The sequence below is a fragment of the Scandinavium tedordense genome, from assembly GCF_024764965.1.
Lineage (GTDB): Bacteria > Pseudomonadota > Gammaproteobacteria > Enterobacterales > Enterobacteriaceae > Scandinavium > Scandinavium tedordense.
The window spans coordinates 1-1,875 of sequence record NZ_JALIGG010000037.1 but is presented as its reverse complement, the minus strand read 5'-3'; the positions used below and the strand labels follow the sequence as shown (position 1 = coordinate 1,875).

General features: G+C 49.4%; 1 protein-coding gene. It reads right to left on the bottom strand.

Annotation, left to right across the window (positions count from 1 at the left end; translation table 11 throughout):
* Nucleotides 1–1,307, bottom strand: a 1,307-nt coding sequence (locus MUU46_RS00215) for an MFS transporter (RefSeq protein ID WP_159777032.1), incomplete at its 3' end; no start/stop codon positions are given.
* Nucleotides 1,308–1,875 lie beyond the last annotated feature (568 nt).

Genomic DNA, 1,875 nt, shown 5'->3' with positions numbered 1-1,875 from the left:
TCCCGATAAAAAAGAGCAACGGCGACAGTAGTAAATAATGCAACGCCAACCAGATAATAAGCCGGCGCAAGCTTATTCCCGGTGAATTCAACGAGTGCAGTGGAAATAAACGGTGTCGTTCCACCGAACAACGTAAAGGCCAGGTTATAAGATATTGCCCCTGCGGTGACACGCACAGAGGCAGGGAACATTTCTGCCATGCTGACGGTGACCGAAGGAGTAATGAAGAAGAAAATCATCATAAACAGCAGTTGCGCAATAACCACAACACCGAAACCACTCATTCCCGCAATGATAAATGCTGGCACAGCAATAATGGCTGCAAATATACTTGCCGTCAGGATCATAGGCTTACGACCATACCTGTCTGCCAGCAAGCCGCCAGCTGGCAAGATGCAACAGAGAACGACCAGCGCAATTGAATTTGAGAACAAAGCATCAGGCTTTGTGTGATTTGCCACTTCAATAAGATAAGTCGTCAAATAACTGCTGAACAGATACGAAGCTACCGCATTGCAGATGGCGAAACTGAAGAAAATGCCCATATTGCGCCATTGTGTACTTAATGCATCCCGTAATGGGGCTGACTCAACATTCCCGGTTTGCAAAACCTTTTTGAACTCAGGCGTATCCTCAAGCTTCATGCGTATATAGAACCCAATTGCACCAACAGGGATCGAGAGCAGAAAAGGGATCCTCCATCCCCAGGACGTCAGTGATTCTGACGGCAAGGCATGCGAAAGATATCCCACCAGACCCGAGCCCGCGAACAATCCGAGAAAAACACTCACGCCAACAAAGCTTGCATAAAATGCACGCTTTTTAGGGGGGCCATATTCCACGACAAAGGTCACTGCTCCGGCATATTCGCCACCGGCCGCAAACCCCTGAACAAGTCGGCAAAGAATCAGCAATACAGGTGCCAGGGTGCCCAGCTGGGCGTGCGTCGGTAATAATCCGACTGCTCCCGTCGCTGCTGCCATAATAAGAATGGTTGTCGCCAGCACCTTCTTTCGTCCGAGCTTATCAGCCATCCGTCCGAAGTAGATGCCGCCAAGTGGCCTGAAAAACAGGGTCATGGCAAGCACGGCATAGGTCATCATCAGCGCAGCGGTACGGTCTTCGCTGGGGAAAAATATCGTCGCGATAACTGGTGCCATATAGCCGAAGATCCCATAATCGAACCATTCGACAAAGTTGCCTATCATCGCGGCGCGCACCGCCTTTCTGGCGATTTTATTCGTCGCCGCAATGTCCCGTTCTGATACCGAGACAAAGCTCACATCTGTAGGAACAACTCTGTTCATATTGCACCTTTTGTTTAACCCTGAGGGGTCGAGCAATGAGTTGGAAGCCAGCAATGCATTCCAATGCACTGAATTGAAGCTACGACCTGGTTGGTCAGAAGTCAAACAATTGTGGTGACGTCTGTTGCGGTAATGTAAAAAGTGTGACGTATGTTTTAACTCCGACATTCGCCTTATTGCCCCTCCTGCCGGCGGATTTTTGGTTATCAACCTCTGTGATCAGTACAGTTGTCGGGGTGGGTTTTGCTGAAGCACAATGAGCGTGATACCGCGATACGGATAGTTGTGATACCTGAGGTTTATGCGAAGAGAAGTGCGGGGTTCACAGGCGTGCCGTACGCATATTTAGAATCATGTTCAATGTATCATCATTGATGACAGCTAGACTGAACCACCCGCCCGGCGTCTGAAGCCGCTCCAATGGAATGCCCATTCGCCAGGACAGCAGCCCTGTATTTATAGAGACAGACGGGGCATTGTTGCCCCCCGGCTCTCCGGGTAATTGTCAATGAAATGTTAGTTTTATTCTCGGGTTTGATACGCGTGTTCTTGTACAAGGCAAAAAGTG